This is a genomic window from Ruegeria sp. CDSB114, assembly GCF_059611025.1.
Genome location: NZ_JBXWOT010000002.1, coordinates 1 through 26,701, shown reverse-complemented (window position 1 = coordinate 26,701; position 26,701 = coordinate 1). Strand labels below are relative to the sequence as shown.

Annotated in this window: 22 protein-coding genes and 1 tRNA gene; 21 read left to right on the top strand and 2 right to left on the bottom strand. The window is 57.7% G+C overall.

Going from position 1 to position 26,701, the window contains the following annotated elements; all coding sequences use genetic code 11:
- From ahbB (AC2FIP_RS07595) to AC2FIP_RS07535, 13 genes are all read left to right on the top strand, one after another.
- Positions 1 to 990: a siroheme decarboxylase subunit beta gene (gene ahbB, locus AC2FIP_RS07595; RefSeq protein ID WP_496696563.1), complete on the top strand. Its 990-nt coding sequence runs from the start codon at positions 1 to 3 to the stop codon at positions 988 to 990.
- The gene (locus AC2FIP_RS07590; protein WP_496696565.1) at positions 987 to 1,436 is read left to right on the top strand and encodes an Lrp/AsnC family transcriptional regulator; all 450 of its coding nucleotides are present in this window, start codon (positions 987 to 989) and stop codon (positions 1,434 to 1,436) included. Before ahbB (AC2FIP_RS07595) ends, AC2FIP_RS07590 begins: the two co-directional genes overlap by 4 nt.
- Positions 1,433 to 1,933, top strand: a complete 501-nt coding sequence (ahbB, locus tag AC2FIP_RS07585; RefSeq protein ID WP_496689127.1) for a siroheme decarboxylase subunit beta — start codon at positions 1,433 to 1,435, stop codon at positions 1,931 to 1,933. The genes AC2FIP_RS07590 and ahbB (AC2FIP_RS07585) overlap by 4 nt, the downstream gene beginning before the upstream one ends.
- Positions 1,921 to 3,135: a heme d1 biosynthesis radical SAM protein NirJ gene (nirJ, locus tag AC2FIP_RS07580; protein WP_496785834.1), complete on the top strand. Its 1,215-nt coding sequence runs from the start codon at positions 1,921 to 1,923 to the stop codon at positions 3,133 to 3,135. The genes ahbB (AC2FIP_RS07585) and nirJ overlap by 13 nt, the downstream gene beginning before the upstream one ends.
- A complete protein-coding gene (locus AC2FIP_RS07575; protein WP_496785833.1) occupies positions 3,110 to 4,663 on the top strand; it encodes a cytochrome D1 domain-containing protein in 1,554 nt (517 codons plus the stop codon). The genes nirJ and AC2FIP_RS07575 overlap by 26 nt, the downstream gene beginning before the upstream one ends.
- Positions 4,664 to 4,691: 28 nt before the next feature.
- Positions 4,692 to 4,883, top strand: coding sequence for a hypothetical protein (locus AC2FIP_RS07570; protein ID WP_496691879.1), 192 nt, complete (start codon positions 4,692 to 4,694; stop codon positions 4,881 to 4,883).
- Positions 4,884 to 5,481: 598 nt separating this feature from the next.
- On the top strand, positions 5,482 to 7,605 hold the full coding sequence (locus AC2FIP_RS07565) for a 4Fe-4S binding protein (protein WP_496786137.1): 2,124 nt from the start codon (positions 5,482 to 5,484) through the stop codon (positions 7,603 to 7,605).
- Positions 7,606 to 7,619: 14 nt separating this feature from the next.
- Complete coding sequence (gene nosZ, locus AC2FIP_RS07560; RefSeq protein WP_281972625.1) at positions 7,620 to 9,527, top strand: TAT-dependent nitrous-oxide reductase; 1,908 nt, start codon at positions 7,620 to 7,622, stop codon at positions 9,525 to 9,527.
- A gap of 3 nt (positions 9,528 to 9,530) precedes the next feature.
- Positions 9,531 to 10,787 (top strand): nitrous oxide reductase family maturation protein NosD, encoded by a 1,257-nt coding sequence (locus tag AC2FIP_RS07555; RefSeq protein WP_496701035.1) that lies wholly within the window; start codon positions 9,531 to 9,533, stop codon positions 10,785 to 10,787.
- Entirely contained in the window at positions 10,777 to 11,670 is an 894-nt protein-coding gene (locus AC2FIP_RS07550; protein WP_281972627.1) for an ABC transporter ATP-binding protein, read from the top strand. The genes AC2FIP_RS07555 and AC2FIP_RS07550 overlap by 11 nt, the downstream gene beginning before the upstream one ends.
- On the top strand, positions 11,667 to 12,488 hold the full coding sequence (locus AC2FIP_RS07545; RefSeq protein ID WP_271948643.1) for an ABC transporter permease: 822 nt from the start codon (positions 11,667 to 11,669) through the stop codon (positions 12,486 to 12,488). The genes AC2FIP_RS07550 and AC2FIP_RS07545 overlap by 4 nt, the downstream gene beginning before the upstream one ends.
- On the top strand, positions 12,485 to 13,000 hold the full coding sequence (locus AC2FIP_RS07540; protein WP_496785831.1) for a nitrous oxide reductase accessory protein NosL: 516 nt from the start codon (positions 12,485 to 12,487) through the stop codon (positions 12,998 to 13,000). Before AC2FIP_RS07545 ends, AC2FIP_RS07540 begins: the two co-directional genes overlap by 4 nt.
- A complete protein-coding gene (locus AC2FIP_RS07535; protein ID WP_496785830.1) occupies positions 12,997 to 13,899 on the top strand; it encodes an FAD:protein FMN transferase in 903 nt (300 codons plus the stop codon). Before AC2FIP_RS07540 ends, AC2FIP_RS07535 begins: the two co-directional genes overlap by 4 nt.
- 387 nt (positions 13,900 to 14,286) lie before the next feature.
- Here AC2FIP_RS07535 and AC2FIP_RS07530 read toward each other — a convergent pair.
- Positions 14,287 to 14,376: transfer RNA gene (locus AC2FIP_RS07530), tRNA-Ser, on the bottom strand.
- 495 nt (positions 14,377 to 14,871) lie between these two features.
- Between AC2FIP_RS07530 and AC2FIP_RS07525 the strand changes: the two genes are divergently transcribed.
- The 3 genes from AC2FIP_RS07525 to AC2FIP_RS07515 all read left to right on the top strand — a co-directional run bounded on the left by AC2FIP_RS07525 (position 14,872) and on the right by AC2FIP_RS07515 (position 18,299).
- Positions 14,872 to 15,663 (top strand): FecR family protein, encoded by a 792-nt coding sequence (locus AC2FIP_RS07525; protein WP_246097172.1) that lies wholly within the window; start codon positions 14,872 to 14,874, stop codon positions 15,661 to 15,663.
- Positions 15,664 to 15,730: 67 nt separating this feature from the next.
- Positions 15,731 to 17,965 carry a CHASE2 domain-containing protein gene (locus tag AC2FIP_RS07520; RefSeq protein ID WP_496785829.1) on the top strand — a complete coding sequence of 745 codons (2,235 nt, stop codon included), beginning with the start codon at positions 15,731 to 15,733 and terminating at the stop codon, positions 17,963 to 17,965.
- An 85-nt stretch (positions 17,966 to 18,050) separates the two neighbouring features.
- Positions 18,051 to 18,299: a hypothetical protein gene (locus AC2FIP_RS07515; RefSeq protein ID WP_496785828.1), complete on the top strand. Its 249-nt coding sequence runs from the start codon at positions 18,051 to 18,053 to the stop codon at positions 18,297 to 18,299.
- A gap of 486 nt (positions 18,300 to 18,785) precedes the next feature.
- On the opposite strand, the gene AC2FIP_RS07510 is transcribed toward AC2FIP_RS07515, so the two are convergent.
- Positions 18,786 to 19,415: a response regulator transcription factor gene (locus tag AC2FIP_RS07510; protein WP_246097171.1), complete on the bottom strand. Its 630-nt coding sequence runs from the start codon at positions 19,413 to 19,415 to the stop codon at positions 18,786 to 18,788.
- A gap of 219 nt (positions 19,416 to 19,634) precedes the next feature.
- Here AC2FIP_RS07510 and AC2FIP_RS07505 point away from each other — a divergent pair, with 219 nt between their 5' ends.
- Genes AC2FIP_RS07505 through AC2FIP_RS07485 form a run of 5 tightly spaced genes read left to right on the top strand, consistent with a single transcriptional unit; the run spans position 19,635 to position 26,580 of the window.
- Complete coding sequence (locus tag AC2FIP_RS07505; protein WP_496785826.1) at positions 19,635 to 20,876, top strand: pyridoxal-phosphate-dependent aminotransferase family protein; 1,242 nt, start codon at positions 19,635 to 19,637, stop codon at positions 20,874 to 20,876.
- Positions 20,877 to 20,892: 16 nt separating this feature from the next.
- Positions 20,893 to 22,089, top strand: coding sequence for a malate--CoA ligase subunit beta (locus AC2FIP_RS07500; protein ID WP_496785824.1), 1,197 nt, complete (start codon positions 20,893 to 20,895; stop codon positions 22,087 to 22,089).
- Complete coding sequence (sucD, locus tag AC2FIP_RS07495) at positions 22,089 to 22,979, top strand: succinate--CoA ligase subunit alpha (RefSeq protein ID WP_496785823.1); 891 nt, start codon at positions 22,089 to 22,091, stop codon at positions 22,977 to 22,979. Before AC2FIP_RS07500 ends, sucD begins: the two co-directional genes overlap by 1 nt.
- A complete protein-coding gene (locus tag AC2FIP_RS07490) occupies positions 22,979 to 23,950 on the top strand; it encodes a 2-hydroxyacid dehydrogenase (RefSeq protein ID WP_496696581.1) in 972 nt (323 codons plus the stop codon). Before sucD ends, AC2FIP_RS07490 begins: the two co-directional genes overlap by 1 nt.
- Entirely contained in the window at positions 23,950 to 26,580 is a 2,631-nt protein-coding gene (locus AC2FIP_RS07485) for a phosphoenolpyruvate carboxylase (protein WP_496696583.1), read from the top strand. The genes AC2FIP_RS07490 and AC2FIP_RS07485 overlap by 1 nt, the downstream gene beginning before the upstream one ends.
- Positions 26,581 to 26,701 lie beyond the last annotated feature (121 nt).

Below are 26,701 nucleotides of genomic sequence, written 5' to 3'. Positions count from 1 at the left end.
ATGCAACATATCACTGACCCGATCGACCGTCGCCTGCTGGACGATTTTCAGCGCGAATTTCCGATTGTCGACCGCCCGTTTCAGCCAGTGGCCAAGGCGCTGGGGCTGGACGAAGCTGAAGTGCTGAACCGTCTGGCGCGAATGCGTTCGACCGGCCGGATCACCCGGGTCGGGGCCACGATCACTCCGGGCGCGGTGACGGCCAGCACTCTGGCCGCGGTGGCCGCACCCGAGGAGCATCTGGAGGACATTGCCGCCCTGATCGACGCAGAGCCCGGTGTGAACCACAATTATCAACGTGAGGACAAATGGAACCTCTGGTTTGTAGCGACCGGCCCTGATCGCGCGCATGTGGACGCCACTCTGGCCCGGATTGGTCTGCAAACCGGTTTGCAGGTTTTGGACTTGCGTCTGGTTCGGCCGTTCAATGTTGATTTGGGCTTTCGAATGACAGGCAAGCAACGCAACGTACCGGCACCGCGCAAGGTGGACTGTTCCGTTCTGCAAAAGGGTGATCGCTCATTGATGCAGGCGCTTAGTTCCGGCTTACCGCTGGTTTGCGAACCTTACGCAGCACTGGCCGCCTCTTTGGACCGTAAACCAGAGGACGCCATGACGCGGATCCGGATCTTACATGAGGCTGGAATCGTCTCGCGACTTGGCGTGATCGTAAGACACCGGGCACTGGGCTGGTCGGCCAATGCGATGGTGGTCTGGGATATGCCAACTGATCAGGTCGATCGTGCCGGACCTGCGCTGGCAAAATACCCTGGCGTGACACTGTGTTATGAGCGTCGACCAGTTGAAAACATCTGGCCTTACCGCCTGTATTCCATGATCCACGCCCGCTCGCGCAGCGAAGCGCGAAACGTCCTGGCCGGGGCTGCGGCATTGCCTGAGCTGTTTGGCGCGCAGCACAAGGTGTTGTTTTCGACGCGCTGTTTCAAACAGACCGGCGCGCTGATCCAACCCAAGGAGACAGCGGCATGACCCTGGACGAAACTGATCGGGCAATCCTGAACCGAATGCAGGACGACTTACCTCTGACCTCACAACCCTATGCGATGGTGGCCCAAGAACTGGGGATTTCGGAACAGGATCTGTTGGTTCGCCTATCACGGATGAAGGATGAACGGGTCATCACGCGCTTTGGCCCGTTCTTTGACGCGGCCGCGATGGGCGGGGCTTTTTGCCTATGTGCCATGGCCATACCGACAGAGGCATTTGAATCCGTCCTGACCAAAGTCAATGCGCATCCCGAAGTTGCCCATAATTATGAACGTACGCACCGGCTGAACATGTGGTTCGTGTTGGCCACCGAAACGCCCCAAGGGATTGAGGCCTGCGCCGATGCGATCGAACAAGAGACGGGGATCGAAGTTCTCAGATTTCCCAAGTTGCAGGAATTTTTCATCGGCTTCCGGGTGGCGGCATGATCGACGCAAAAGACAGACTGATTATCGAGGTTCTGCAGGGCGGATTGCCCCTGGTGCCTTCGCCCTACGCTCGGGTCGCTGAAAGCCTTGGGATGGACGAACAAGCGCTGCTGTATCGCCTCGCAGAACTTAAGGCGCGCGGCGTTATACGTCGTATCGCCGCAGCCCCGAACCACTACAAACTGGGCATGACTTCGAACGGCATGACAGTCTGGGACGTCGATGACAGTCAAATCGCTGATTTGGGGGCACATATTGGCGGTCTGCCTTTTGTCACCCATTGCTATGAACGTCCACGTGCCCTGCCCGACTGGCCTTACAACCTGTTCGCCATGGTCCATGGCAAAGACAGGGGTGAAGTCGAAGAAAAACGGGCCGAGATTGCCGGTATTCTGGGCAGTGCCTGCCGGGGCAAGGACATCCTGTATTCAACGCGCATCCTGAAAAAGACCGGGCTGCGCCTGAAACCGAAAGGCCAAACGCCATGTTCCGCCTGACTGAATACATGCAGCAACTGGTCACCCCGACCCCCGTGCGCAAGCGCCGCCCCGGCCCGGTTAAGCCGGTGGTCATCTGGAATCTGACCCGGCGCTGCAACCTGAAATGCCGCCATTGCTATACTGTTTCGGCGGATGTCGCGTTCCCGGGTGAGCTCAGCCACGAGCAAGCCATGGTAACCCTTGAGGATCTCGGCCAATTTCGCGTCCCGGCCCTGATCCTCTCGGGGGGGGAACCGCTGGATCGGTTCGATTTCTTTGATATCGCCAACCGGGCGCGCAAATTGGTGCCGATGCTGGCGCTGTCGACGAATGGCACGCGGATTTACGATGAAACCGCCGATATGATCGCTGATGTCGGCTTTAACTATGTCGGCATATCACTTGACGGGATCGGGGCCACAAACGACTGGTTCCGAGGTGTCGAGGGCGCCTTTTCAGATGCCCTGCGCGGCGTACGCGAGTGCAAGAAACGCGGCATCAAGGTTGGTTTGCGATTCTGTTTGACCGAGGGCACACAGCACCATCTGCCCGATCTCCTGCAGCTATGTGATGATGAGGGGGTCGACAAATTCTACCTGTCTCATCTGGTCTACGCCGGTCGCGGCGACAAGAACAGGGGCGAGGATGCCGAGCATCTGCGCACGCGCAAAGGTCTGGATCTGTTATTGGACCGTGCGTGGGAGGCTGCCTCGGGCGGGCGCCCGCTGGATATCGTCACCGGCAATAACGATGCCGACGCCGGATATTTTCTGAACTGGGTCAGGACGCATTTTGATGCCGAAAAGACCTCGCATATACGTGCGCATTTGGCGGCCTGGGGCGGGAACTCCAGCGGGTTGGGGGTGGCCAATATCGACAATCTTGGTCGGGTCCATCCCGACACCTACTGGTCAGATTACACGGTCGGGAATGTGAAAACGACGCCGTTTTCCGAGTTGTGGACCGGGGACGACAAGATGCTGGCCATGCTGCGCACTCGCCCACGTCCGCTGAAAGGGCGCTGTGGAGTTTGTCAGCTCAGGGATGTTTGCGGTGGCAACACGCGCATCCGGGCCCTGCAACTGACGGGCGATCCCTGGGCCGAGGACCCGGCCTGTTACCTGTCAAACGATGAAATTGGCGTGGAAAAAGTGGGCAAACGCCTGCAGGTCACACCTTTCCGGGGGAAAAGCCATGATCCGGCGCATCAGTTCTTTTAGGGCTCGGACGCTTGGAACACTGTGCGCGCTTCTGCTGACCAGCGCCGCATGGGCCGACGCCCAGTCCGACTATGCCGAACATTGTGCGTCCTGCCACGGTGACACCCGGCTGGGCGGTGTTGGTCCGGCCTTGATACCCGAAACGCTAAAACGCATGCGCGGCCCGCGGGTCGCCGCCGTGATCGCCGAAGGGCGCACCGCCACCCAGATGCCAGCCTTTGCGCATAATCTGAACGCCCTGCAGATCGAGGAGTTGGCAGGTTGGCTGAAATCCCCGCTCGAGACCGCCCCGGACTGGGCCGAGGCGGACATCATGGCCAGCCGTACGCTGGACGCAGACTATGTCGAGATTGATGCGCCCGTCTGGTCCAGTGATCCGATGAACATCACGTTGGTGGTGGAAACCGGAGACCACCATGTCAGCGTTCTGGACGGTGACACATTTGAGGTTTTGGACAGATTTGAAACTCCTTTTGCCGTTCATGGCGGCCCAAAGTTCAGCCCCGATGGACGTTACGTGTTCATCATGTCCCGCGATGGCTGGGTCCAGAAATATGACATCTGGGCGTTGCAACAGGTGGGTCGCGTGCGGGCGGGACTAAACAGCCGCAACATTGCCATGTCAGGCGATGGCAAATGGCTGGCGGTGGCGAATTACCTACCCAACAGCCTAACCCTTTTGTCCACCCGGGATCTTTCGGTGGCAAAAGTCATCGAGATTAAAAGCAGGAAAGGTAATCCCAGCCGCGTTTCGGCCGTTTATCAAGCTCCGCCACGGGAAAGCTTTGTGCTGGCCTTGAAGGATGTGCCAGAGATTTGGGAGGTCTTCTATGGCGCCAATCCACCCCAATCCGGGCTGGGACACGATTTTCGTATCGAAGGGCAGTTCAAGAACCCTAACCCTTTCCCAGTACGCAAGATCACTACGCCCGACTATCTGGACGATTTCTTTTTCGACCAGACTTATGAATACGTCATGGGCGCATCTCGCGACGGGAACGGCGGTCAGGTGATTGATCTGGTCATTGGCCAAAAAGTGGCTGACCTGGATCTGCCCGGCATGCCGCATCTGGGTTCCGGGATTACCTGGCGGCGCGGCGATACAACTGTGATGGCAACGCCGCACCTGACTGATGGCACCGTCTCGGTGATCGACATGGAGACATGGGAAACGGTCAAGCGGATCAAGACCGAAGGGCCGGGGTTTTTCATGCGCAGCCATGAAAACTCGCCATATGTCTGGGCCGATGTTTTCTTTGGGCCCAACAAGGATGTGATGCATGTGATCGACAAGCAAACCCTTGAGATCGTGCGGACCCTGCGCCCAGCGCCGGGCAAAACCGTGGCCCATGTGGAATTCACCAAGGACGGAAGCCATGCGTTGGTTTCGATCTGGGAAGATGACGGCGCGGTGATCATCTATGATGCAAAAACACTGGAAGAGGTCCGCCGTCTGCCGATGCGCAAACCTTCGGGAAAGTACAATGTCTGGAACAAAATCACCTTCTCGGAAGGAACCAGCCACTGAGGGCAAATGGCCGGTGTGGAAACTGGCCATGTTGCTGTATCCAGCGTCTGCGCTGACCGTGGCCATAAACCTTTTTCTGGCTGGCCTGATCGCCAACAGCGCCGGATTCGGAGTGATTGAGCCTGTCACAGCCATCCTGTGGTCAATCCCATTGGGTGTACCTGCCTGCTGGTTTGCAGGGCGCTGGGTACGCAGTTTGATGGACGAAGCAGACGGCTAGGTCGGATTCTCCAAAGGCCTAACCGAAGTCAAGTATCTGCTTTCGGGAATCTCTTAGGACTTGGGAAAGATCACCGAGTTGGATTCTCCATGCCCGCCCATAATCCTTTGCACATTTCAGCTGTTTGCGCGTCCCGCGCAGCTTGTGCGGTGGCAGGTATAATCCTTCTGCTTTTGCAGCTGCTTAGCCCGGCGCTGGCGAGTCCCGGGCAAAGCATGTGGGTTGAGATCTGCTCGGAGGGCGGCGCGGTCTGGGTCGAGGTTGATCTTGAAAAAGGCGATGCAGACCCGACCGCACCTTGCCCCAAATGCGCCGATTGCGCGCTGTGCGCCGTGACCGGTGCCGCACCTCTGCCCATGCCGCTGGAAGTGACGCAACGAGGAAGGGTTCAATTCTTATCTTGCCAAAACAACAGGTCCTTCGAGCTAAATGGCTCTGACCGGCTGTGGCCAGAAACCCGGGGTCCTCCCCCTGCACCAGAATTTAAAACCGAACGCGCCCCGCGCGCGTCCATGGCGTCCACCCCAATCATCGGAGGTGCGTCGTGGTCGTAAGTCGCGCAATCCATTTCCTGCTGGCCTTTTTTCTGTCCTGCCTGATGGCGATCAGCGCACATGCCGACAGCCTTGCCAGCTTTCTGCCAGAACTTGAGCCCGCGGACCTGATCCCCGGCGCCGAGGCATTTGGCCCGATCAGAAAAGACATTCCGGTTGCGCCGATCCTGAAAGGGGGCAAAACGATTGCCTGGGCCTTTCTGACCTCGGATTTCGTGGGCACCACAGGCTATTCCGGCAAACCCATTCACGTCGTTGCAGCGATCGACAATGATGCGGTGCTTACTGGCGTTAAGCTGGTCAAGCATTCGGAACCCATCGTACTGATCGGGATTCCGAACGCGCGTATGGTCGAACTGACCGAAGGCTATGCCGGCCTGGACCTTAGGGTTGAGGCTGAAACAGGCGGTGAGGGCCATGACCTCGACATTATCTCGGGCGCGACTGTCACAATCATGGTGATCGACGACAGTCTCGTGCGTGGCGGCATCAAGGTAGCGCGGGCGCTGGGGCTGGGTGGCTTGTCACCGCTGCAGGCCGACGGGCCGAAGCGCGAAGTCGATATGGCACAAGACGCCACTTATGACTGGACAACGCTTTCGGGTGACGGCTCGGTCCGACGCCTGACACTGGATGTCGGTCAGGTCAACGCTGCGTTCGAGGCCACCGGCGACCAGCGCGCCATCAGGCGCCGTGAACGGGGCGCGCCCGACGACACCTTCATCGATATGCATCTAGCGTTGGTTTCAGTCCCGTCGATCGGCAAGTCGCTGCTGGGCGAGGCCGAGTATCAAAACCTGACCGAGTGGCTGGGCGAGGGCGAGCAAGCCATCCTGGTGCTGGGTCGTGGCGCCTATAGCTTCAAGGGGTCAGGCTATGTACGTGGCGGAATTTTCGACCGTATTCAGCTGATTCAAGGTGATAATTCGGTACGCTTCTTTGATAAACAGCAAGAGCGTCTGGGCAGAGTTGCGGCCGCCGATGCGCCCAGTTTCACCGAGCTGGATATCTTCAAAATCCCCGCTGAGGCAGAGTTTGATCCGGCCGAACCGTTCCGCCTGCAACTGTTGGTGCAACGCGCCGTCGGTGCGGTTGAAAAGACGTTCCTGACCTTCGATTTGGGCTACAAACTGCCTGAGCAGTACCTGTTGCCAGTCGTAGCCCCCACCGTTGTGGATGACGCCACAGGTGAAGCGGCCGCCAAAGCCGCTCTTTGGAAACGTATCTGGAAGGATCGCACAGTCGAGATTGCCGGTCTGGGCGTCATGCTGCTGATACTGACGGCGACCTTCTTTTTCCAGTTCCATGCCACGATGAACGCGCGGGTCTTTTACTGGTTCCGCATCGGCTATCTGACAATGACCCTGTTCTTCATCGGCTGGTACGCGAATGCCCAGTTGAGCGTGGTGAACCTGATGGCACTGGCGGGCAGTTTGCGCACGGGTTTCTCATGGGATGCCTTCCTACTGGACCCGCTGGTGTTCATCCAATGGTTCGCCGTGGCAGCCGCCCTGTTGTTCTGGGGACGCGGTGCCTATTGCGGCTGGCTGTGCCCGTTTGGTGCGCTGCAAGAACTGACCAACAAGATCGCGCGGGCTTTTCGCGTGCCGCAATGGACCCTGCCCTGGGGCCTGAATGAACGGCTGTGGCCCGCGAAATACATGATCTTCTTGGGTCTCTTCGGCCTCAGCTTTGTCTCCATCCCGCTGGCCGAGAAGTATGCCGAGATCGAGCCTTTCAAGACCGCGATCATTCTGAAATTCATGCGCGACTGGCCGTTTGTGGTTTTTGCGCTGGCCCTGTTGGGGATCGGCCTGTTCGTTGAGCGGTTCTACTGCCGCTATCTCTGCCCGTTGGGCGGAGCACTGGCGATCCCGGCCCGCATGCGCATGTTCGACTGGCTACGCCGTTACAAGGACTGCGGCACCCCCTGTCAGACCTGTGCCAATGAATGCCCCGTTCAGGCGATCCACCCCACAGGTGAGATCAATCCGAACGAGTGCGTCACCTGCCTGCATTGTCAGGTGCTCTACCAGTCCGAGGACAAATGTCCCGTCGTTATCCGCCAACTGAAACGGCGGGCCAAGACAGGGTCGGTCGATCTCAAGACCCCACTCGGACAACCACCGGCGGACCATCCAAACGCCAAACCGAAAACCGTTTCCTAAAAGGAGGAACGATCATGTCGGAACATGACAACAAACTAACCGTCACACGCCGCGGTATGCTGGGGGCGACCGCCACTGGCGCCGTGCTGGCCGGAACCGGTCTGGGATCAACCCTGATGACCGCAAAACAGGCCAGCGCCGCGGCCAACGCCAATCTCGAACCTGGTGAGTTGGACGAATACTACGGTTTCTGGTCCTCGGGTCAGACCGGTGAGCTGCGCATTCTGGGCTTCCCGTCCATGCGCGAGCTGATGCGGGTGCCGGTGTTCAACCGCTGTTCGGCCACCGGTTGGGGTCAGACCAATGAATCGCTGAAGATCATGACCGATGGCCTGCTGCCGGAAACCAAGGAATTCCTCGCCAAGCGCGGCATGAAAACCTACGATAACGGTGACCTGCACCACCCGCATATGTCGTTCACCGACGGCACCTACGATGGCCGTTACCTGTTCATGAACGACAAGGCCAACACGCGCGTTGCTCGCGTACGCTGCGACGTGATGAAATGCGACAAGATCACCGAAATCCCGAACGCCAAGGCGATTCATGGTCTGCGTCCGCAGAAATTCCCGCGCACTGGTTATGTCTTTGCCAATGGCGAAGATGAAACTCCATTGGTCAATGACGGCACTGTGCTGGACGATCCGTCGCAATACGTGAACATCTTCACCGCGCTGGACGGCGACACCATGGAAGTGGCATGGCAGGTGATCGTGTCGGGTAACCTCGACAACACCGACTGCGACTATCAGGGTAAGTACGCCTATTCGACCTCGTACAACTCGGAAATGGGTATGAACCTGGCCGAGATGACCGAGAACGAGATGGACCATGTTGTTGTCTTCAACCTCGCCGAAATCGAAGCAGGTATCGAAGCAGGTGACTATCAGGAGCTGAAAGGCGTCAAGGTTCTGGACGGCCGTAAGGGTCAGAACAAGAAATACACCCGTTACATCCCGATCCCGAACTCACCGCACGGCATCAACACTGCGCCTGACGGCAAGCATGTCTGCATCAACGGTAAACTGTCGCCGACCGTATCGATCATGGATGTCACCAAACTGGACGCCCTGTTCGAAAGTGATGCCGATCCACGGTCCTGCATCGTGGGTGAGCCGCAGCTGGGTCTTGGCCCGCTTCACACTGCTTATGACGGCCAGGGCAACGCGTTCACCACGCTATTCCTGGACAGTCAGATCGTGAAGTGGAACCTCGACAAGGCAATCGAGGCTTACGGCGGCGCCGATGTTGACCCGATCATCTCGAAGGTCGATGTGCATTATCAGCCGGGCCATAACTCGACCACCATGGGTGAAACCAAGGAGGCTGATGGCAAATGGCTGATTTCGATGAACAAGTTCTCGAAAGACAGGTTCTTGAACACGGGTCCACTTAAGCCTGAAAACGAGCAGCTGATCGATATCTCAACCAACGAGATGAAGGTGGTTCACGACGGACCGACCTTTGCCGAGCCGCATGACTCGATCATGGTGCGCGCTGACATCGTCAACCCGGTCAACGTCTGGGACCGTAACGACATCACCTGGGAGGACGCCCGCAAACAGGCTGAGGCCGATGGCATCGATCTGGAAGATGGTGCCGAGGAACCGATCCGGGACGGCAACAAGGTGCGGGTCTATATGACCTCGCAGGCCCCAACCTTCAGCCTTGAGAAGTTCACCGTCAAACAGGGTGATGAGGTAACAGTCTACATCACCAACCTGGATGACGTGGACGATGTGACCCACGGCTTCTGTCTTGGCAACTACGGCATCGCGATGGAAGTTGCGCCGATGGCGACCGCTTCGGTCACCTTCACCGCTGACCGTCCGGGCGTGCACTGGTTCTATTGCCAGTGGTTCTGCCACGCGCTGCACATGGAAATGCGCGGCCGGATGCTGGTCGAGCCGCAGGGAGCATAACCCATGCGTTGGCCCCTGCTCATACCGCTCCTGCTCGGCTCGCCCCTTTGGGCGGCGGATTGGGATGTGCCCAACCGGGCGGGGGCCATCAATGAAACACTGGCGCAGGCGGCGGATGGAGACACCCTTCGCCTGAGCCCCGGCGTTTATTCGGAAACACTGGTTCTGGACCGGCCCGTCACAATTGATGGGCTGGGGCAGGCCACCATTGACGGACAAGGCGTCGGCAGCGTCATCACCGTGACCGGACCGGGCGTGACCGTGCGCGGTCTGACCGTGATTGGTTCGGGCTCGAGCCATGATGGGATCGACAGTGGCATTCAGCTGGTCAAAACGGCCCATGCGCCGGTGATCGAAGGCAATGTGTTGCTGGGCAATCTCTATGGCATCGACATCCACGGCGCCAAGGACAGTGTCGTGCGCGGCAACCGGATCGAAGGGCGTCAGGACAAGCGGATGAATGACCGCGGCAACGGCGTCTATGTCTGGAACGCACCGGGTGCGCGGGTCGAAGACAATGATATCCGGTACGGGCGCGATGGGATCTTTGTGAACTCGTCCAAGAAGAACACCTTTACTGGAAACCTGTTCCGCGACCTGCGGTTCGCGGTGCACTACATGTATGCCGACGACTCGGTGGTCAGCGATAACGTCTCGATCGGCAATGATCTGGGCTATGCGGTGATGTTCACCACCAATGTGCGGGTGGCCAACAATGTCTCGATCGGCGACCGCGAACATGGCGTGATGCTGAACTACGCGAACAAGAGTCAGATCACCGGCAATGTGGTGATAGGTGCCAAGGAAAAATGCACCTTCCTGTATAACTCGAACAAGAACAAATTCACCGATAACTGGTTCGAAGGGTGCGGCATCGGCATCCACTTTACCGCTGGCAGCGAACGCAACCATATCGTTGGCAACGCGTTCATCGGCAACCGGACACAGGTGAAATACGTCTCGACCAAATGGGTCGAGTGGTCAGAAGACGGGCGCGGCAATTACTGGTCCGATTTCGCCGCTTATGATGTGGATGGCAACGGCATTGCCGACGCCCCCTATCGCCCCAACGACTCGATGGACCATGTGCTGTGGACCCAACCCGCAGCCAAACTGCTGCTCGGCTCGCCTGCCGTGCAACTGGTGCGCTGGTCGCAATCAGCCTTCCCGGCGCTGTTGCCGGGGGGTGTGATGGACAGCAACCCACTGATGCAAGCCCCTGAACCCTCAGCTATGAAAAAGGTGCCTCATGACGGATAAGGCCCTGACGATAAACAACGTCTGTAAGGACCGAGGCAAAACCCGCGTTCTTGACGACATCACCCTGTCTCTTGCCCCTGGTCAGCGCGTGGCGCTACTGGGCCATAACGGCGCCGGCAAATCGACCCTGATCAAATCCATCCTTGGCCTGATCCCGATTGAGGGCGGAGCCATTCGAATCGGAGACGCCACACCCGGCAGCGCACAGGCGCGGCGGGATACGGCGTACTTGCCCGAGGCGGTGTCCTTCCACCCGGCGCTTACGGGCCGGGAACAGCTGACTCTTTTCGCGCAGCTCTCGGGGTCCAAGGCCGATGTGCCCGGTTTGCTGGATCGCGTCGGCCTCAGCGACGCACTGGACCGACGGATCGGGACCTACTCCAAGGGGATGCGGCAACGTCTGGGATTGGCGCAAGTGCTGCTGGGCCAGCCGAAAGTGGCATTGCTGGACGAGCCGACAAGCGGACTGGACCCGATTTCTCGGCAGGATCTGTACGCCATCATCGACGAACTGGCCGCAAAAGGCACCGCCGTCCTGATCGCATCGCATGCCCTGACTGAGGTCGAGGCCCGCACAGACCGGATCGCAATCATGCGCGGGGGCCGGATGGTGGCCGATGACACGTTAAACAACCTTTCGGCGCTGGCGGGTCTGCCAATCCGCCTGAAGGTGCGCGCCAGCTCTAACCCTGACGCCTTGGCCGCCAAACTGGGCGGCAGCCGGATCAATGGCGCGTCCGTTGAGTTGCTCTGCACCGTCGACGACAAGATGGAGGCCCTGCGCCGGATCGCCGGATTGGGCGATGCGGTGGCAGATGTGGAAATGACACCTCCCAAGCTGGAAGATCTCTATCGCTACTATGCACAGGAGAAGAGGCCATGACCCGCTTCCTCGCCATCACCCGCACTGAAATGTTGATCTTGCGCCGCAACCGCTGGCTGCTGATGGCGACACTGATCATGGTGTTATTCGCGCTGGCACTTACCTTTGCAGGCAGTGCACCCACAGGCACGCTTGGCGTTGATATGCTGACTGTCTCGGTTGCCTCGATGACGACGCTGTCGGTCTATCTTGCCCCCCTACTGGCACTGATGATTGCCTTTGACGCCATCGCAGGCGATGTGGATCGGGGCAGCTTATCGCTGCTCTTGTCCTATCCCGCCGGGCGCGGAGAAATCCTGTTGGGAAAATTCACCGCCCATTTGTCGGCGCTTGCCTTTGCGATGACCATCGGTTTTGGCACGGCTGGCGCGGTGGCAGCATGGTTCGGTGGTGCCGGTCCAGAAAGCCTGTTGGCTCTGGTCCGTCTTATCCTCACTTCGATCGTGCTGGGCGCCGTGTTTCTGGCATTGGGATACTTGCTGTCCGCCCTGGCAAAGGGGGCCACGGCGGCAGCAGGTCTGTCGGCCGGGCTCTGGCTGGTTTTTGTCGTCCTCTATGATCTGGGCCTGTTGGGGGCCGTCGTCATGGACAAGGGCGGCACCTTCACTCAATCCGTCTTTCCATGGGTGATGGTGGCCAACCCGGCCGACGCTTTCCGTCTGTGGAATATCGCCGCGACCGAGGGCGTCGCGATGGCATCCGGCATGACCGGCGCTGCGCAGGCTCTGCCTGTCTGGGCCGCCCCGTTGTCTTTGCTGATCTGGCCCCTGCTAGGCCTTGCACTTGCCCGGCTCGCGTTCCGAAGGGTCGAGCCATGAAGCGTCTTTTCCTGATTGCTCTACTCGCCCTGACTGCCTGTAGGGAAGAACAGATTGCCGCGCCTGACCCGGTCGATCTGACGCCAGACGCACTCAGCTTTTTTTGCCAGATGAATATTGCTGAACATGGTGGTCCAAAAGGACAGATTCACCTCGACGGCTATCCCACACCACTGTTTTTTGCGCAGGTTCGCGACATGGTTGCCTATCTCAAAAGCCCCGAACGCGAGGCAGCCATTGTTGCAATCTATGTCAGCGATATGGGAACCGCCCCAAGCTGGCATCAACCAGGTCAATCCAACTGGATCAATGCCGAAGGTGCGACTTTCGTCGTCGGGGCCAATGTCGCCGGCGGCATGGGCGCGCGCGAGGTCGTGCCCTTTGCAGACCCGACCGATGCGGACAGCTTCATCATCCTGTACGGAGGGTCCGCTTTGCCCCTGACTGACATACCCGACGCCGAAGTGCTTGGCCCCGTCGATCTGGACCTGAAACTGGAGACACCAGCATGAGCCGTTTGTCCCGACGTCGTTTTCTGATCATGTCTGCGGCATGCGCCGCGCTACCGGCGGTCGCATCTGGCGCACCAGTCGCGCATTGGCGTGGCATCGCGCTGGGGGCTAGGGCCAGCCTTGACCTTGTTGGCCTTTCTGAGGCAGAGGCGGCGCCCCTGCTGTCATCAATCGAGGCTGAACTGAACCGGCTGGAAGATATCTTTAGTCTGTACCGATCGCGATCACAGATTTCAGAGCTGAACCGAAGCGGATTGCTGCAGCAACCAGCCCCCGAACTGTTGAATGTACTGAGCCTGTGTTCGACCCTTCACAGTGCATCAGACGGGGCTTTTGACCCCACAATACAACCCGTCTGGAGGGCGATGGCCGCGCGCGCCAGCGCATCTGAATTGACTGCCGCCCAAGAAACTGTCGGCTGGCACCGAGTCCGATATGACGCTGATGCGATCCAGCTGCCGGAGCCCGGTGTCTCAGCCTTGACATTGAACGGTATCGCACAAGGCGCAATCACCGATCGCATTGCGGCGCTGTTACGGTCTTTTGGCTTACGCGATGTTCTGGTTAACATGGGAGAAATCGCGGCAATGGGTCAGCGAGGTGACGGGCAAGACTGGCGGGTCGGCCTTGCGGGTCACAATAATACAGTCCTCAAGAAGATCACTTTACGAGAACGCTCAGTAGCCACATCATCGGTTGCAGGCACGCTCTTGCCTGGCGACCACGGCCATATCCTGAACCCATTCGGCCCAAGCCCAAGCAACCACACTGTTTCCATTTCCGCACCCAATGCAGCCTTAGCTGACGGTCTGTCCACAGCCCTTTGCGCCGCCCCAAAGGAATGGACCGGTAGAATTCTGCAGAGTTTTCCATTGGCCAGTTTGGAGCTGAGCGGATAATCCGCAGTCTGTTCCAAGGCAGTCAAATCGGCAAATAGGACCTGTCCGCTGAATCAACTTTACCGGTGGTCAACCTTTCGAGCGCCAGCAGCCTCATACCGAACAGTCATCCGAATTCAGAAACACCCCGGTAGTGCCGGCTCTTGCAACACCAACGGTACCGGTTTCGGTGGTATAAGCGGATTTGCCAACAATCCAGGCACCAATGGTCGATCACGAGAGCAAGCTTCGAACCTACCGCGTCCCGCGAGGATTTCGAAGGGCCGGGTCATTGAGTGCTGGAAACGGAACACCCGACCTTCCGATCACGTTATTTCTTGGCGGATGTGGCGGGTAAAGCCTTCAAAACGTGTAAGCCATCACAAAAAACATCATACGAAGATTTGGTGGCGGAGACGAAGGGATTCGAACCCTCGAGACCCTTCCGGGCCTACTCCCTTAGCAGGGGAGCGCCTTCGACCACTCGGCCACGTCTCCGCTGGCCGGTGTATTCGATAAGCGCCAAGAAATACAAGGGACCTCGTGAAAAAATCTTCAAAAAGTCAAATCCATGATGTCTATGGCTTTCGGGCTTGATCAAAGGCAGCCGCGAAACGTCACCCGCAATGCGTGTCTGCCGGGCCTTCCATAAGGCGATCAGACCCAAGAGACATCGGCTGGGAAAGCGAGCGACGGCCCAACGAAACACTGATTTGAAAAGAGCCCTGTCCGAGACACCGGCAATGTACGAACAGAGAGTTTCCGAAGCTCCGGGTCAGCCCAATTAGGTGGGAATTTTCTCCAGCTTCATAGAAAACTTGCCAAACACATAGGCATTAAGGCATATTTGCTTAGATTTTTTACAAATAATACAAAGAAATAAATTCCACGAGGCACAGACCGGGCAGCGGGCGCATTGCGCTCTGGAATAACCTTGGGGAAGGGATAATTAGTTTGGTCTGGTTAAGAGTGTTGTGTGTTTCCTGTTGTGTTTTGATACTGCCGTCGCAGATCCTGGCCAACATTGGTACTGTCGTAAGCGTCAAGCAAGGCGCAGAAATTACCCGAGCCGGGAATTCCCGGCCACTGCTTGAAGGCATGGAAGTTGCCTCGGGTGATTCCATATCCACAGACAGCAGAGGGGTAGTTCAGCTGATCTTTGTTGACGAAACGAAGATCGCGATAGGGCCTAATGCAAAGATGGCGCTGGATGTGACCATGTTGCGAAACAAGAAGAAGGCCAAGAATTTTGCCGTTCAGGCCTTGGGTGGAAGCTTTCGTTTCATCTCGGGCAACAGCAGAAAACGTGCCTATTCCATCCAGACCCCCACTGCGACAATGGCTGTGCGTGGGACCATATTCGACATGTGGGTTGTGCCTGGCACCCAAAGCTCGATGCTGGTGCTGGAAGGCACCGTGCAGATGTGCGGCCTGAAAGGCGGCTGCAGATCAACTGGACGTCAATGCAGCCTGTTTGCCACCAGTCAAAAAGGCAAGGTGGGCCGCCCGGCCGATCAGGCACAGTACGACGAAGCAGTGAAAAATGGATTTCCGTTCATTCAGTCTCAGGAACGGCTTCTCAGTCCGCTGCGCGTGAATATCGAAGGCTGCGCCGGAGAATCAGCACCCGTGCAGCCCATCGAAAAATCCGACGCTCCCGAGCCCCGCCCAGCGCCCCCGCAGCGGCAAGCGGTGAAGGCTTCGGTAGCATCTGCACCCGTTGAGGCGCCCAGTATAGAAGGCGGTGCAGCGCCGGATACGAAACCGAATAGACCTGTTAACTGAGCATCGGCTGATATGGGTAATCGGTAATGTCGGGCAGTGAAAGCGACCACTGTCTTCGGAGGCAACCGTGACGGTTAAGTCGAAAGAACGGAGCACTCGCCGCAGGGGTTTTCGCCTTGTGGGTTTGTGCCTGATCCTGTTTGGATGCTTTGTCAGGGTCATAGATCCGTTTCCCGTGCGCATGACTCGGCTGATATATTTCGACATCCTTCAGCGCATGGCCCCACGCGATTACACCCCCGACCTGCCAATCCGTGTTGTCGACATAGACGAACAGTCACTAGCCAACTGGGGGCAATGGCCGTGGCCGCGCAATCTCATGGCTCAGATGGTTGAAAACCTCGGCCAAAATGGCGCTGCGGTCATCGCTTTTGACATGCTGTTTGTCGAACCCGACCGCTATTCGCCTGCTCGATTATTGGAAGACCCTGCGTTGGCCGAGGTGCTCTCGGTAGATGAAGACGCCCAAAACCTGGACAACGACGTTTTTTTCGGAGCCGAAATCGCCAAATGGCCGGTTGTTCTGGGTGTAGCGGCCCGTGTGGCCGATGATAGTCAGCCCGTCATATCCAAGGCGGGGATCATCGAGATCGGTGAGTCTCCGACCTCAGGGCTCGTCCAGGTTCCGCATTGGACCCCTCCTGCTCCGCCACTTTATTCAGATGCAACAGGTATTGGGGGCGTGAATGTCTCACCACTTGGTGGGACCGGTGTGGTCCGCCGCGTCCCGGTACTTTGGGGGGGACCGGATGGCGCCCTGCCAAGCCTGGGAATTGAGGCCCTTAGGGTGGCCATCGGGGAAACAGTCATTTTCGCCGAGGGCGCGCCCGATGAATCCGGTGTCATGCTGGCGCTTGAACTGGGCGATTTTCGATTGCCAACAACTCAGAACGGCGAAGTCTGGATTCGGTACAGGCGAGACCGGCCTGAACTGTATGTTTCTGCCAATGACGTTATGACGAATCCGGATGATCCTGCGCTGCGGTCCCGGATCGAAAACCAGATTATTCTTGTTGGCACCTCTGCGGCGGGTCTGTTTGATATGCACCAGACCTCGCTCGGAGAATCCGTGCCCGGCGTCTCGATCCACGCGCAGTTACTTGAACAGGTCCTAACGGGCGAAATGCTCAGCCGATCCGATGTGACCGCTGCGCTTGAGTTGGTCTCATTCGTCTTACTGGGGTTAGTGGTCGTCGCCGTCATGTCCAGCTTTGGTGCGGTCGCATCCTTCATTGCGGGTGGCGTTTCTGCAGCCGTAGTTGTGCTGATCAGCTGGATGGCCTTTCAAAATCAACTCGTATTATTTGACGCAACCTTCCCACTTGCTGGTGGGATGGCGAATTTCGGGCTGTTGGCCGGATATCTATTCATTTCGACCGAGCGAGAGAAAAGAGCGATCCGAAAGATTTTTTCTCACTATGTCGCTCCTGAAATTTTGGATGAAATGGAAGGCTCGGACCATCAGTTGGTCCTTGGTGGAGAAACACAAGAGATCACCGTCATGTTCGCCGACATCCGTGGATTTACCCCGTTATCCGAGTCGGTTTCGGCCACGGAGCTCGTCGCCATTCTGAATGAGCTGTTTTCACAGGTCGGAGATCAGATTTTGCACGAGCGAGGCACAATCGACAAATTCATCGGCGACGCAGTCATGGCGTTCTGGAACGCTCCGCTTCCGGTCGAAAATCATCCCTGTCGCGCTGCACGGGCAGCCTTGATGATGCGCGGTGCATTGGCACAGTTCAATAGGTCCGAAATCATGCGCGAACGTCCACCCATTGCGCTGGCCACTGGCTGCGCGACAGGACAGGCCTGTGTGGGCAATATCGGGTCGAGGCGGCGGTTCAATTATACTGTGATCGGAGATGTGGTGAACGTCGCCGCCAGGATCGAACAAAGCTGCCGACATGTCGACTATGACATCCTGGTTTCGAATTCAGTTTACATTCTAGGCAAACAAGAGTTGGCGATGTTGGAAGCTGGGTTTGTGGACCTGAAAGGAAAAAAGAACCTGGAGCCCGTTTACATACTGATTGGCGATCAGGACATGCTCGACAGCGAGGCATTCCAGAACTTACGCGATGCGCATGCTCAACTTTTGTCGGCCATACGTGCGCGTGAACCGCTGGAGCGCACCGATGAGCTGCGCCAAAACTGCATCGACATTGCCAAAGAAATCGAACCCGGTCTTCTGTCCTTTTATCGCGCGCTGTCTGGACGCACGGCGGATTTTCTGTCCGATGTCCAATCAAACAAGCTGTTGTTCAGTCATCACGCCCGTGAAGGACAAAATCTGGCCTAGCGGGCCCAGAGCCATTGCAACTTTTAAGCGAGCTTGTGAACCCCATAGAACGGCCCAGAAGCAGGCACGGAAGTTGGGGAACCATATGGCTAAAGCCAAATCATCCATCCTGAACTTGGCTCCTTACTTCTGGCCTGAAGAAACTGGATCAGCACCTTACTGCACCGAGCTGACCATGTTGGGTGCTCATCGTGAAACAGACGCCATTATGGCCTATGTTCCGACCATTCTGACCTTGTTTGGCGCCCACACGCTTACCGAAGCAATCAAAAATGGCACGTCGCCGAAAACGCGGTTTTCGCCCCCAAACACAGACCAGCCTGCCGTCTCCTGACCATTTGCGGGTCGGGCTTCTAAGCAACCTGTCCCGCGAGAAAGGGCTGTACGATGTTTTTGAAACAGCCGGATCTCTGCACTCTCTCTGGGTTGATGTCGAAATGATCCTGGCCGGACCGGCCCTCTGGAGCAAGACCTGACCGCGATCAAAGACGCCGTCGCCAAAGACGAAATCAGATGGGACGGCCCGCTATATGGCGAAAAAAGCAGCATTTTTATGGTGAGATTGACGTGTTTCTGGTTCCAACTCGATATAGTATCGAAGCTCAACCAACTGTAATCTACGATGCCTTCGCGTCGGACACAGCCGTGACCTCTTTCGCGCGCAGAGCTATCGAAGAACAGGTTCGGGTTTGCATTGCGACCGTCGCCGTCGATCAGAGCTTTTACGAAACCGCCACCCAATTCCCCACGGGTTCCTAAGAAAGGCCGATCACGCGACCAACAGAATGACCACACCATTGGAGCATTTGGGCAAATCTATCTAATGCGAGGCCGCATTAGACGAATAGTAATACGCGATGGCCTGCGTCCTATTTTTAACCGATAGTTTTTCGTAAATGTTTGACAGGTGAAATTTCACGGTATTGGTCGATATCTGAAGCTCTTTGGACAACTCGCGGTTGGACATGCCCTTGGCTAGAGCTTCCAGAATCGCGCGCTCTTTCCGCGACAGGCTGTGGATCGGATTCTGTTGCATCTGGCGGACATCGATGAACGGAAACACCATCTTGCCAGCAGCCACGTCCGCGCAGGTTTCCAGCAACGCTTCAACTTCACCTGACCGGGATGAGAACCCCGCAGCTCCTGCCTGCATTGCAAGGCGCGGAACATCTCCGACATCATCGCCGTAAATGACAAAACGGGGCGCGCCTTCCTGTTCTCGCAAAACCTCGATCAATTTGGCCGCGCCAAGAACCGGCAAGCTCCAGGAGATCACACACACCTGGACCGGAACTCTCATGACCGCGCCCAGGAACCCTTCAGCAGTCGCCGATGTGGCAACCAAAGAGAATCGCGGATCACGTTCAAAAATCTCTGACATGGCCGATAAGACCAGCGGATTGTTGTCGGCAAGCATGACGTCAATCGGTTGTTGTGAAGGCTCTGTCATTGATTTTACATCCAAATCCTCAATAAACTACCCATTCGTATAGGGCAAAACTTGGTATACTTCGGTATCCTTGCCAATACGGGTAGGTTTTTTCCCATCCTATTAGAAGTCCTAAAGCAGTAGTAAGTTACGTTGCGCGATGACGCAAGCAAGGCTTTCCTGATCCACAACGAGATGTCTGGGCGTGGTTGACCACCCCAACGATCAAGGAGGATCGCAATGACTTTCCAGATTTATCCAACGCTCGAAATCCCCGAGACGCTGGCCGCAGGCCCCGGGCCGGGCAATACAGACGCGCGCGTTCTACAAGCCTTTTCCAGCGCCGGAGTTGCGGATCACATGCAGGGCGACGTTTTGCGCGGCATGATCGAATGCAAGCACATGCTGCGCGAAATCTGGGGCACCACGAACATATACACCTTTGCGGTCGCGGGCACTGGTTGGAGCGCTTTGGACACCATGTTCTCGGCTGTCATGCCCGGTGACAAGGTTGTTGCGTTCAACAACGGGACCTTTTCGGGCATCGATACATTGACCCTTCGGATCAAGGCAGCGACACCGGACGAACATGCTGCCAACCCCTTGGACCCGCAGGCCGCCAGTGTCACGATCATCGACGTGCCGCATGGTCAGTCGGTGACCGGTGACTTGGTCGAAGCCGCACTGGCTGAACACAAGCCCAAATGGGCGTTTATGGCGCATTGGGAAACGGGATCAGGACGCATCAATGATTTGCGCGGCTTCTCGGATGCCTGCGAGCGCCATGGTGCAATGGGTCTGATCGACGCCGTTTCGTCTTTGGGTGTCGAAGATTTCCGGGTTGATGATTATCCGGGCATCGCGGGCTGGGCCTCTTGTCCGCAAAAGGGCCTGTGCTGCTTGCCGCTGACCTATGCTCCCGTCAGCTTTACCGACGCATATATCGACAGCCTGAAAGCAACGGGTGCTTACAGCTATGTTCACAATCCCATTTTCGAGGCCCGCCACTGGGGCATCGTCGATGGCCAGGATGTCGAAAAAGGCACATATCACCGAACACATTCGGGCTATGCCGTCGCGGCCTTTCATGAATCATTACGCCTGACCCTGCAGGAGGGGCTAGCGAAGCGCGCGCATGCCTACAAAACGCACGAGGCCGTGCTGCGCGATGCCGTAATTGCGATGGGCTGCGAGGTCACCTCGGACATGTCCAGCCTTGTGGTGCTGAACCTGCCCGCTGAACTTGCAGGCCGCGAAATGGAGCTGGTGCAGAATTGCCGGGCCCGCGGCTTTGGCATCTGGCCAACCCTCAGCGCCCCTGTTCAGGTCCGCATCGGCATCCTGAACCAACTGAATCATCAGTCGATCGGCAGCATCGTGCATTTGTTTGCCGAAGCAATCCGCGAGATGGGTGGTTCGGTGAATCTCGAAGCGATCGAAGCGCTTCTGGAAAGCCGCTACGGCACATCTATCGCTGCATAAACGGGAGGAAATGCAGATGGATATCCACGAATATCAGGCGAAAGAACTTCTTTCGAATTTCGGCGTCGAAGTCCCTTCGGGGGCCTTGGCCTACAGCCCCGAGCAAGCTGCCTATCGTGCACGTGAGCTGGGCGGCGACAAGTGGATTGTAAAGGCTCAGGTTCACGCAGGTGGCCGCGGCAAAGCTGGGGGCGTAAAGCTGTGCAATTCGGAAAGCGAAATATACGCAGCCTGTGACGAGATGTTTGGCCGCAAGCTGGTGACGCATCAGACCGGACCCGATGGCAAAGGCATCTATCGCGTCTACGTCGAATCTGCCGTTCCGATCGATCGGGAAATCTATCTGGGTTTTGTGCTCGACCGCTCAAGCCAACGCGTGATGATCGTCGCCTCGTCCGAGGGCGGAATGGAGATCGAGGATATTTCCGCAAAACGCCCTGAAAGCATTGTCCGCTCCATCGTCGAACCTGCGGTAGGTCTGCAGGAGTTTCAGGCGCGCGAGATTGCCTTCAATCTGGGACTGGAGCCCCGTCTGATCCAAAACATGGTCCGCACCCTCCAAGGGTGTTACGCCGCTTTCAACAAGCTGGACGCGACTATGGTTGAAATCAATCCGCTCGTCATCACCGGCGACGATCGCGTGTTGGCGCTGGACGCCAAGATGAGCTTTGACGACAACGCCTTGTTCCGCCACCCGCAGGTCGCGGAGCTTCGCGACAAAAGCCAGGAAGACCCCCGTGAAAGCCGCGCGGCGGATCGTGGCCTGTCTTATGTCGGGCTGGACGGCAATATCGGCTGCATCGTGAATGGTGCCGGTCTGGCCATGGCGACGATGGACACGATCAAGCTGGCCGGGGGAGAGCCTGCAAACTTCCTCGATATCGGAGGCGGCGCGTCACCAGAACGTGTTGCCAAAGCTTTCCGATTGGTACTGTCCGACAAGAACGTCCAAGCGGTTCTGGTCAACATTTTCGCCGGCATCAACCGCTGCGACTGGGTTGCCGAAGGCGTCGTGCAGGCTCTGAAGGAACTGGATATCGACATCCCAGTCATCGTGCGCCTTGCCGGGACGAATGTTGAAGAAGGTCAGAAAATACTCGCCAAGTCCGGCCTGCCGATTATTCGTGCAACAACATTGATGGAAGCTGCCGAACGCGCCGTTGGTGCGTGGCAAAACGATTTGACCCAAAACACCAAGATGAGGGCTGTGTAATGAGCATTCTTCTGGACCGCGACACCCGCGTTATTGTTCAGGGCATCACTGGACGTATGGCGCGCTTTCACACCAAGGATATGTTGGAATACGGCACCAATGTTGTTGGCGGTGTCGTCCCTGGCAAGGGCGGCGAAATCGTAGAAGGCGTGCCTGTCTTCGACACTGTCAAACAGGCGGTCACGGCCACCGGCGCAGAGGCCAGCCTTGTCTTCGTGCCGCCCCCGTTTGCGGCGGATTCGATCATGGAGGCCGCAGATGCCGGTATCCGTTATTGCGTTTGCATAACCGACGGCATCCCGGCGCAGGACATGATCCGCGTCAAACGCTATATGTATCGCTATCCCAAGGACAATCGCATGGTGCTGACCGGCCCGAACTGTGCTGGAACTATCAGCCCTGGCAAGGCGCTGCTGGGGATTATGCCGGGCCATATCTACCTGCCGGGCAATGTCGGCATCATCGGTCGTTCGGGCACGCTGGGCTATGAAGCCGCGGCGCAGCTGAAGGAGCGTGGCATTGGCGTCTCAACCAGCGTCGGTATCGGAGGCGACCCGATCAACGGCTCGTCCTTCCGCGATATCCTTGAGCGGTTCGAACAGGATGCGGACACCGAGGTCATCGCCATGATCGGCGAAATCGGCGGCCCTCAGGAAGCCGAGGCGGCCGAGTATATCCGAGACCACGTCACCAAACCCGTCGTGGCCTATGTCGCCGGTCTGACCGCACCTAAAGGCAGGACCATGGGTCATGCCGGGGCTATCATCTCGGCATTTGGCGAAAGCGCCTCGGAAAAGGTCGAAATCCTATCGGCGGCGGGTGTGACTGTTGCTGAAAACCCTGCGGTAATTGGCGAGACCATCGCCCGCGTCATGGGAGAGGCTGCGTGATGGTCAAACCTTCGGTCCTTGTCACCCGTCGCTGGCCCGCCGCCGTCGAGGCGCAACTGGCCGAAAACTATAACACCGTACTCAACATCGGGGACAAACCATTGTCCCCGGCCGAGATCCGTGATGCGTTGAAACGCTATGACGCGGTTCTGCCCACGGTCACCGACACGCTCAGCGCCGAGGCGCTGGACGTATCTGCGGCGCAAACCAAAATCCTCGCCAATTATGGAGTTGGTTACAGCCATATCTGTGAACCCGCTGCGCGCAGCCTTGGTATGACTGTAACCAATACGCCTGATGTCTTGTCCGAATGCACGGCTGATCTGGCCATGACATTGCTGCTGATGGTAGCCCGCCGCGCCGGCCAAGGCGAACGTGAGCTGCGCGCGGGCGGCTGGACCGGCTGGCGTCCGACCCATCTGGTCGGCACCAAGGTCAGCGGCAAGACTCTGGGCATCATCGGTTTTGGCCGCATCGGTCAGGAAATGGCCCGTCGCGCGCACCATGGGTTCGGCATGAATATTCTTGTCCAGAACCGCAGCACGGTCTCGCCCGAGGTATTGAAACAGTTCAACGCAACTCAGGTCGATACCGTGGACGATCTGCTGCCGCACTGCGATTTCGTCTCACTGCACTGCCCGGGTGGGGCCGCAAACCGGCACCTGATCAACGGGCGCAGAATGGATCTGATGAAGCCCAACGCCTTCCTCATCAACACTGCGCGCGGTGAGGTCGTGGATGAGCACGCACTTGTGCAGTCGCTGATGTTCGACACGATCGGTGGGGCTGCTTTGGACGTGTTCGATGGCGAACCTCGCATTAGCCCGGATCTGTTGCAATGCGACAACCTGGTGATGCTACCCCATCTGGGTAGCGCCACAAAAGAATCGCGCGAGGCCATGGGTTTTCGCGTACTCGACAATCTGGCCGACTTCTTCGCAGGTCGCACCCCGCGGGACCAGGTGATCTGATGCAAGCGCTGGCCCGCAATATTCCGTCCACCCCGGACCCTTCGGGCTATGCCGAGGAATTGCGCTCGGAACTGCGGGCGTTGTGGCGGAATATTCTGTCGAAGCGGGCGCCGCATGTGGCGACATGGGCCGAGGCCATGCCGTTGCAACCCATCCCTACAGGGCTCGAGGCAACGCCGTATCTGCAAGCCCTATCGATCTGGTTCCAACTGTTACGCATCATTGATGAAAACGCCCATGTCCGGGACCGGCGCCTTACCGAGACCCTAAGCGGCGCGGAAGCGGTCGAAGGCGGGTTTGCTGAGGTGTTGTCTGAACTGCAATTAACGGACAGCCAGACAAAAAAACTGACGGCTGACCTATGCGCCGGTCCCACCCTAACCGCGCACCCGACCGAGGCCAAACGGGTCACCGTTTTGGAAATTCACCGGCGGATCTACCGCAATCTTGTCAGTCTTGAAGTGCAACGATGGACCCCGACCGAACGCACCGAATTGCTGAATGGTCTGGAAGGCGAGATTGATCTTTTGTGGCTGACAGGCGAACTTCGCCTGTCGCGCCCAAGCCTGCGCGACGAGATCGAATGGGGGTTGCAATTCTTCCGGGATGCAATCTTTGACGCCGTCCCGCAGGTCATGGATCGGTTCGATCAGGCCTGCCTGCATGTGTTGGGTCAGACTCTAGCCAAAACACCCAACATTCGCTTTCACAGCTGGATTGGCGGCGACCGGGATGGCAATCCGAATGTCACAACCGAGATGACCGCACTGGCCCTGCAACGCGGCCGTGAAACGGTTCAGGATCTTTATCGTCAGGCCATCGATCAAGCTGCAAGCCGGTTGAGCATCAGCGCGCTCATATTGCCGCTTCCTGAGCCAAACCGTGCACGTGTACAAGAAATTATCGACCGGACTCCGGACGACGATCGCAATCGAAACGAACCGTTCCGGCAGGCTCTCAATGCCATTCGCTATCGGCTGACCGATGGCGGCTACGATCACATCTCACAATTCGTAAGCGATCTTGGGGCACTTGATGCGGCTTTGTGCGCGGTCAACGCCGACGTCCTGGCACAGAGGCATATCCGTCCGCTGTGCCGCGCCGCTGCGGTTTTCGGGTTCCGAACCACAACCCTGGATATTCGTCAGAATTCAACCGTCACGAATGACGTTCTGACGGAACTTTGGTCACAATCCGGACATGCTCCGGAATATGGCACGCCCGACTGGTCTGCCCGTCTGCGATCAGAGCTGGCAGATCAAAACCTGCCCTATCAAAACCGCGAGGCGCTGAGCGATCAGGCGCAGGAAATGCTGGCGCTTTTAGCGCTTGTTCATAGTGTTCGCTCGGGGCCGGACCCCAAGGCAATTGGGCCATTTATCCTGTCCATGACCCGGTCTGCCGATGATATTCTCGGTGTGTACCTGCTGGCCCGCTATTCCGGTTTCGGGTCCGAGACATTGGATATCTCGGTGGTGCCATTATTCGAAACGATTGCAGATCTTCGCAATGCCCCTGCGATCCTGCTGGACGTTTTGGCAGTACCGCTTGCCCGCCGCAGCCTCAAAACCGATGGAAATGAAATCGAAGTGATGCTGGGGTATTCGGACAGCGGCAAGGATGGCGGGTATTTCTGCTCAACATGGGAGCTGGAGCGCGCCCAACGTCGCATCGTGACGGCACTGGCTTCGCAAGGTTTCAAGGTCACGTTTTTCCATGGACGCGGAGGCTCAGTCAGTCGGGGCGGCGCTCCCACTGGGCGGGCGATTGCTGCGCAACCCAGCGGAACAATTGCCGGGCGCTTGCGCGTAACTGAACAGGGCGAAGTTGTTTCGACCAGATACGCCAACCGCGGAACAGCCGCGGCCCATCTGGAACTGCTCCTCTCAAGCACGTTGCGTCATACCGCCAATCCCGGCGAAACCCTGGCCCGGCCCGAGTTCGACGACGCGTTGGATGCTCTGTCGGAACTGTCACAGACAGCCTATGTCTCGCTTTTGAAGATGCCAGGCTTTCTGGACTATTTCCAGCAGGCCAGCCCGGTCGAGGAATTAGCCCGCCTGAAAATAGGATCTCGTCCGGCACGTCGCTTTGGCGCGGCCAGTCTGGATGATCTGCGCGCCATTCCATGGGTCTTTGCCTGGTCGCAGAACCGCCACCTGATCACGGGCTGGTATGGTTTCGGGGCCGCAATGGCCAGCTTCCGCAAATTTCGTGGCGCGCGCGGTGATGAAGTGCTGCAGGATATGTTTCAGCACTCCCGGCTGTTCCGCCTTGCCGTCGATGAAATGGAGAAATCGCTCTATCAGGCGGATATGGGCATCGCCGCACAATACGGCGAACTAGTGCACGATGAGAACACCCGACAAATCGTCTTTCAGTCAATCAAAGCAGAATACGATAGCGCCTGCAGTGCAGTGCAATTTCTGACGGGAGGACAAACTATCGGACACCGTTTCCCTCGCCTGTGCGAACGGTTTGATCGCAAACGGGCTGAACTGGCCCGCATTCACGCGCTGCAGGTCGAATTGCTGCGACAAGCTCGATCCGAGCCTCAGGCAGGATCGGTTCCTGTTCCCCTGCTGCAATCCATGAACGCTATTTCCGCTGGCCTTGGCTGGACCGGCTAACCCTTTTAGGAGGTTTCAAAGTGAACGCCCCGCAACGCACTCAAGGTTTTTTCACCCAGTCTCTCTCAGCGCGCGACCCAGAGCTGTTCGGCTCGATCACGTCCGAACTGGGCCGTCAGCG

Bases quoted from the DNA above. Each gene is read 5' to 3' on its own strand.
- ahbB (WP_496696563.1), top strand. From the start codon at position 1: ATGCAACATATCACTGACCCGATCGACCGTCGCCTGCTGGACGATTTT.
- AC2FIP_RS07590 (WP_496696565.1), top strand. From the start codon at position 987: ATGACCCTGGACGAAACTGATCGGGCAATCCTGAACCGAATGCAGGAC.
- ahbB (WP_496689127.1), top strand. From the start codon at position 1,433: ATGATCGACGCAAAAGACAGACTGATTATCGAGGTTCTGCAGGGCGGA.
- nirJ (WP_496785834.1), top strand. From the start codon at position 1,921: ATGTTCCGCCTGACTGAATACATGCAGCAACTGGTCACCCCGACCCCC.
- AC2FIP_RS07575 (WP_496785833.1), top strand. From the start codon at position 3,110: ATGATCCGGCGCATCAGTTCTTTTAGGGCTCGGACGCTTGGAACACTG.
- AC2FIP_RS07570 (WP_496691879.1), top strand. From the start codon at position 4,692: ATGTTGCTGTATCCAGCGTCTGCGCTGACCGTGGCCATAAACCTTTTT.
- AC2FIP_RS07565 (WP_496786137.1), top strand. From the start codon at position 5,482: ATGGCGATCAGCGCACATGCCGACAGCCTTGCCAGCTTTCTGCCAGAA.
- nosZ (WP_281972625.1), top strand. From the start codon at position 7,620: ATGTCGGAACATGACAACAAACTAACCGTCACACGCCGCGGTATGCTG.
- AC2FIP_RS07555 (WP_496701035.1), top strand. From the start codon at position 9,531: ATGCGTTGGCCCCTGCTCATACCGCTCCTGCTCGGCTCGCCCCTTTGG.
- AC2FIP_RS07550 (WP_281972627.1), top strand. From the start codon at position 10,777: ATGACGGATAAGGCCCTGACGATAAACAACGTCTGTAAGGACCGAGGC.
- AC2FIP_RS07545 (WP_271948643.1), top strand. From the start codon at position 11,667: ATGACCCGCTTCCTCGCCATCACCCGCACTGAAATGTTGATCTTGCGC.
- AC2FIP_RS07540 (WP_496785831.1), top strand. From the start codon at position 12,485: ATGAAGCGTCTTTTCCTGATTGCTCTACTCGCCCTGACTGCCTGTAGG.
- AC2FIP_RS07535 (WP_496785830.1), top strand. From the start codon at position 12,997: ATGAGCCGTTTGTCCCGACGTCGTTTTCTGATCATGTCTGCGGCATGC.
- AC2FIP_RS07515 (WP_496785828.1), top strand. From the start codon at position 18,051: ATGGCTAAAGCCAAATCATCCATCCTGAACTTGGCTCCTTACTTCTGG.
- AC2FIP_RS07510 (WP_246097171.1), bottom strand. From the start codon at position 19,415: ATGACAGAGCCTTCACAACAACCGATTGACGTCATGCTTGCCGACAAC.
- AC2FIP_RS07505 (WP_496785826.1), top strand. From the start codon at position 19,635: ATGACTTTCCAGATTTATCCAACGCTCGAAATCCCCGAGACGCTGGCC.
- AC2FIP_RS07500 (WP_496785824.1), top strand. From the start codon at position 20,893: ATGGATATCCACGAATATCAGGCGAAAGAACTTCTTTCGAATTTCGGC.
- sucD (WP_496785823.1), top strand. From the start codon at position 22,089: ATGAGCATTCTTCTGGACCGCGACACCCGCGTTATTGTTCAGGGCATC.
- AC2FIP_RS07490 (WP_496696581.1), top strand. From the start codon at position 22,979: ATGGTCAAACCTTCGGTCCTTGTCACCCGTCGCTGGCCCGCCGCCGTC.
- AC2FIP_RS07485 (WP_496696583.1), top strand. From the start codon at position 23,950: ATGCAAGCGCTGGCCCGCAATATTCCGTCCACCCCGGACCCTTCGGGC.